The sequence below is a fragment of the Flectobacillus sp. genome (assembly GCF_049240685.1).
Taxonomy (GTDB): Bacteria; Bacteroidota; Bacteroidia; order Cytophagales; family Spirosomataceae; genus Flectobacillus.
Genome location: NZ_JBMLSD010000217.1, coordinates 1 through 4,680, shown reverse-complemented (window position 1 = coordinate 4,680; position 4,680 = coordinate 1). Strand labels below are relative to the sequence as shown.

General features: G+C 37.6%; 4 protein-coding genes. 1 reads left to right on the top strand and 3 read right to left on the bottom strand.

Annotated elements, in window-relative coordinates; genetic code table 11:
- Positions 1–5: 5 nt before the first annotated feature.
- Both ACOVQ4_RS09830 and ACOVQ4_RS09825 read right to left on the bottom strand, forming a co-directional pair.
- Positions 6–1,295: an MFS transporter gene (locus ACOVQ4_RS09830; RefSeq protein WP_421820477.1), complete on the bottom strand. Its 1,290-nt coding sequence runs from the start codon at positions 1,293–1,295 to the stop codon at positions 6–8.
- 67 nt (positions 1,296–1,362) lie between these two features.
- The gene (locus tag ACOVQ4_RS09825; RefSeq protein ID WP_421820476.1) at positions 1,363–2,478 is read right to left on the bottom strand and encodes an alpha-amylase family glycosyl hydrolase; all 1,116 of its coding nucleotides are present in this window, start codon (positions 2,476–2,478) and stop codon (positions 1,363–1,365) included.
- Positions 2,479–2,724: 246 nt separating this feature from the next.
- On the opposite strand from ACOVQ4_RS09825, the gene ACOVQ4_RS09820 reads away from it, so the two are divergent.
- Entirely contained in the window at positions 2,725–3,441 is a 717-nt protein-coding gene (locus tag ACOVQ4_RS09820) for an SDR family oxidoreductase (protein ID WP_421820475.1), read from the top strand.
- A gap of 356 nt (positions 3,442–3,797) precedes the next feature.
- Here the strand turns inward: ACOVQ4_RS09820 and ACOVQ4_RS09815 are convergent.
- Positions 3,798–4,680: flavin reductase family protein (locus ACOVQ4_RS09815; protein WP_421820474.1), on the bottom strand; the 883-nt coding region annotated here is incomplete at its 5' end.

The window sequence follows — 4,680 nt, the reverse complement described above, 5'->3', positions numbered from 1 at the left end:
CCAACTTAATAAATTTGCTTAGAAGGAATTCTTTTGATTAGGAAATAGCCAACTAAAAAAATAGCCGACAAAACCAATACACTAAATCTCATGCTGCCTGTAAGTTGATTAACCAATCCAAACATAAAGGTTCCTAACACAGTAGATATACGGTCACAAACATCGTAGAAACTAAAATAGGAAGCAGTGTCTGGTGTGTTCTCAGGAATCAGTTTGGCATAAGTGGAGCGAGAAAGAGACTGAACCCCTCCCATCACAAAACCAATACCCGTAGCCAACAAATAAAATTGATTTTTGGTATACACAAAATAGGCTGTAATACAAATCACTATCCAAATCACCACAATCCAAGAAATAGAAGCTGTATTACCAATTTTTTTTGAAATCTTCGCAAACAAATAAGCTCCAGGAATAGCCACAAGCTGTATCAGTAAAATGGTAATGATTAGTGCATCATCTGGAAGTTTGAGCTCCTCACTACCAAACAATGCCCCTAGGTACATCACGGTTTGCGCTCCCATATTGTAGAAAAAAAATGCCAAGAGGAATTTTTTAGTATATTCTAGCCCCTGTAATTCATGAAAGACTTTCTTTAGCTCTTTGAAGCCATTAAAAATCCAGCCACCTTGTCGCTTTTTCTCTTTTTGAGTTTCGGGCAAAATAGCAAACGGGATTTGAGCAAATACAATCCACCAGATACCAACCGACAAAAACGAGATTCGAGAGGCTTGTCCACTCGAAATTCCACCGTACCATTCGGGTTTCAACACCATGGTGAGGTTTTGTAAAAGCAAAATTACACTTCCTACATAGCCAAGGCTGAAACCTTTGGCACTTAGATTATCAAACCTATCCTCCGTGGCAATTTCGGGTAGATAGGAGTTGTAGAATACAATACTCCCACCCCAACCAACAATCGAGAATAGAAACGCGAAGGTTCCAATATAATAATGACCCTCCTCAAAAAAATACAAAAACATACAGCTAATGGCCCCTAGATAGCAGTACAATTTGAGAAAAGCCTTCTTCTTACCCGTAAAATCTGATATTGCAGAAGTAAAGGGCACCGAAAAAGCTAACAATAAAAAACCAATGGATACTGCATACGAGTATATCACGGTATTTTCTAATTGCAATCCCAAAAAATCTAACTTAGTACTTTTACTGGGCATCATAACCGCTGCCGCAGGAAAATAAATCGGGAAAATAGCAGAGGTAATTGTCAAGGAGTGTACAGAATTGGCCCAGTCATACATTGCCCAAGCATTCAGCACCTTAGTATTATTTTTTTGCATAGAGTAAAGAAGGGTTTAAATCAAGGATTTTGCTAATGGTTCTAAAAGCATCCCAATGAGCACCAACCTAATTATGGCGATATTCGTATATCCTACACTCGTATGGCTGTAATTCAAAAACATTACGGTTGTAATGAGTGTCGTTAGGATAATTACTTAAAAGTAAATTTAGGACAGAAGCCTTATATTTTACCGAAAAGCTTTGTGTTTTATTTGTCCAATTATTGAGCACAAGATACGTAAAATCCCTACCAATCCTCTTAAAAGCAAAAATCTTATTACAATTAGGGCGTAAATCATTGTATTTTCCAAAAATCAAATCAGGTGATTTTTTCCGAATACGAATCATTTCCTGATAAAACTTAAGAATAGAGTTGGCGTCTTCTTGTTGCGATGCAACGTTGATTCGTACATAATTAGGATTCACTTTAGTAGGCGTATCGACCTCACTAAAGCCTGCAAAAGCGCTTGAATTCCATTGCATTGGTGTACGAGCATGATCTACCGCAATTTGATTGCAGATTCTTAAAAACGCCTGCTCATTAACTCCCATCTTTTTAATCACATTTTGGTAGATTTCTATCACTTTTTCATCCTGAAAATCCTCCACCGAAGAAAAAACAAAATTACTCATCCCGATTTCATCACCTTGATAAATCATTGGGGTTCCCTTCAGGGTGAGCAGAATTAGGGCGAGCATCTTGGCAGACTCATTTTCGTACTTAGCAGTGTTTCCTAAACGGGATAAAACCCTTGCAGTTTCGTGGTCTCCCCAATAAATGCAGTTCCAATCATCTTGGGATTGTTCTCTTTTTCTAAAAATTCGCTTAAGTTCAGATAATTTGATAGGTTCGGAAGGATTCAAAAAATGATAACTTTCTCGCAAAATCAAGTGGTCGTTTGGAAAACTAATTGGCAGTTCAAATCGCTCGCTAATTACCTTCAAACCAAGCATTTGAGCCTGATTAAGCAATAGCTTAAAATCTTCTTTATCTTTGTCGTTTAGGTTATTATAAAATGAAAAGGGACGAAAACAAATTGCATCAACCCCTAGCGAGGAGATATACCCTAATTTTGAAATAATTCCTTTCCAATCTCCTACTCCATCGCCATTCGAATCTTTAAAACTTTGCGGATAAATTTGATAAATAACAGCTTCTTTCCACCACTCTCTCTCTGTCATATTACGGCTCATGTTTGTTTTACTTAAAATTTTATTGGGCGAAATTAGCTAAAATGGGCAATTTTGTATTTGTTTTTATCTGTAAGGCAATATTTTGTATCTCAACGGCAAGGTTCATTTTTCGAACATTTATTCCACTTTTTTTAATGAATATTGAATAGTGTACGTAAAGCCAGAATAAGAGAGATTTCAAAATAAATCTATTACTTTTATACAAGAATATTTTTATAAACAATTTTGAATTTTATGTCATTACAAAATCAAACCATCATTATCACGGGGGCAAGCCGTGGTATTGGCAAAGCCCTAGCCTTGACTTTGGCTAAAGATGGCTCTAACTTGAGTTTAGTTGCACGCAACCACCAAGAATTATTGGAGGTAAAAAAAGAAGCCGAAGCACTTGGCGCCAAGGTCTTGATTTTTTCGGGAAGTGTTGCTGATGAAGAGTTGGTCAAAAAGGTAATTACTGAAACTGCTCAAACTTTTGGAAAGATTGATGCATTGGTCAATAATGCGGGCTTTGGTGTCTTCAAACAAGCCGCAGAAATCACGACTCATGAATGGGACTCGATTTTTGAGACTAATGTCAAAGGCACGTTTCTATTTTGTCGCGAAGTTGTACCATTTATGAAAAATTCAGGGCAAGGTCATATTGTAAATATTGCCTCCGATGTTGCCAAACGAGTGTTTGATGGTGGTTCGTTGTATTGTGCCTCAAAATACGCACAGGATGCATTTTCGATGGCTTTGAGAAAAGAAGTGAGGAAAGATAACATTAAGGTGTCGGTGGTATACTCTGGTGTAGTAGATACCCATTTCCATAAAAGAGAGGAAGGTGACCCACATCAGGCAAGATATTTATCATCCAAGGATATGGCAAATACCATTTACTTTATTCTGTCGGCTCCAGCGCACGTAGTTATCGACGAATTGATGATTCATCCTATTTCTCAGGATTATTAAATAAGTGAGCAGAATTAGATTTAAGTTTTGTGTTTGGGGGACAAGGCAAAGAGTATTAAAATGTATTTAACGACCACGGAAATGCATTTTTCCCATAGCCCACGGCCGAAAGCCTATACCTGAAAGCCCAAAGCTCAATCTTAAATTCTATTTTGCCCACTAACCATGTAATCGTTCAGAATTAGATTTAACTTAAGGGCTGTAAGCCGTAGGTTTTAGGCAAAAGGTCTTTATCTTTTCATAAAATATTCCTTTCGACTTCATGCCTAAAGGCTATTGCCTGAAAAATTAAATCTAATTCTGCACTCCAAAAAATCTTTTTCCTAATAACAAAAGCAAAGTTAATGCATCAAGTGTTACATTAGCTTCAAGCCCAAAATTACTGCCCAGGCTTCTCTTATCTTATTTTCGTCCAAATACTTTTTAGCTAAGTGCAGACTTGGCTCCACCTCAAGATTTAACAAAAAGGTTTGGATATCCACCTCCTCAGGTAAGGAGCTTTCATTCCCCAATTTCCCTAAATCGTTGCCATCAAAAATAGATGATTGTTTCACTAACGCAGGAATGCTATCAACACCCACACCCAAATGTACATTAGGTTTTGGTACCTCAAACATCGCTTGTGGTGTAATACGTGCATACCAGTCGGCGCCCATTCGGGCTACCCAATCTGTTTTGAGTTGATCTATTTTGTTGTGTTCATCTAATAAATCTTCGGAAATATGTGCCATTACAATTTCGCAGATAGCAATATTGGCACTCCCATAAGACTTCAAATCGATGACTTTACACTCAAATTGAACAGGTGCTTCCTTAACTCTCGGGGGGGTAACCATCAGGGAGGATTGTTCGGTAAAACCTGCTTTTGTAAACTCATTGGTACCTTTGGGAAACTCGCAACTTGCGAGGGACATTTGCTGTACCATGTTATAGTCTACCAAATTGATTACGACTTCTGGAAAAGCTTCAATGTTTTCAGTAGTATTTTTTTTTGAATTATCACGCCCTCTGTTATTGGGCGAAAATACTAATAAGGGCGGATCGATTCCTACGATATTAAAAAAACTGAAAGGGCTCAAATTAACACGTCCTTCGGTGTCTATAGTCGACGCAAAAGCAATCGGACGAGGGGCTACAGAGGATGTCATATACGAATAGAATACTCGTGAAGCCATTTCTTTTGGGTTGAGTGAAAGCATAAGTTTAAGGTACTGAATAAGGAGTTGTGAATGACAATTT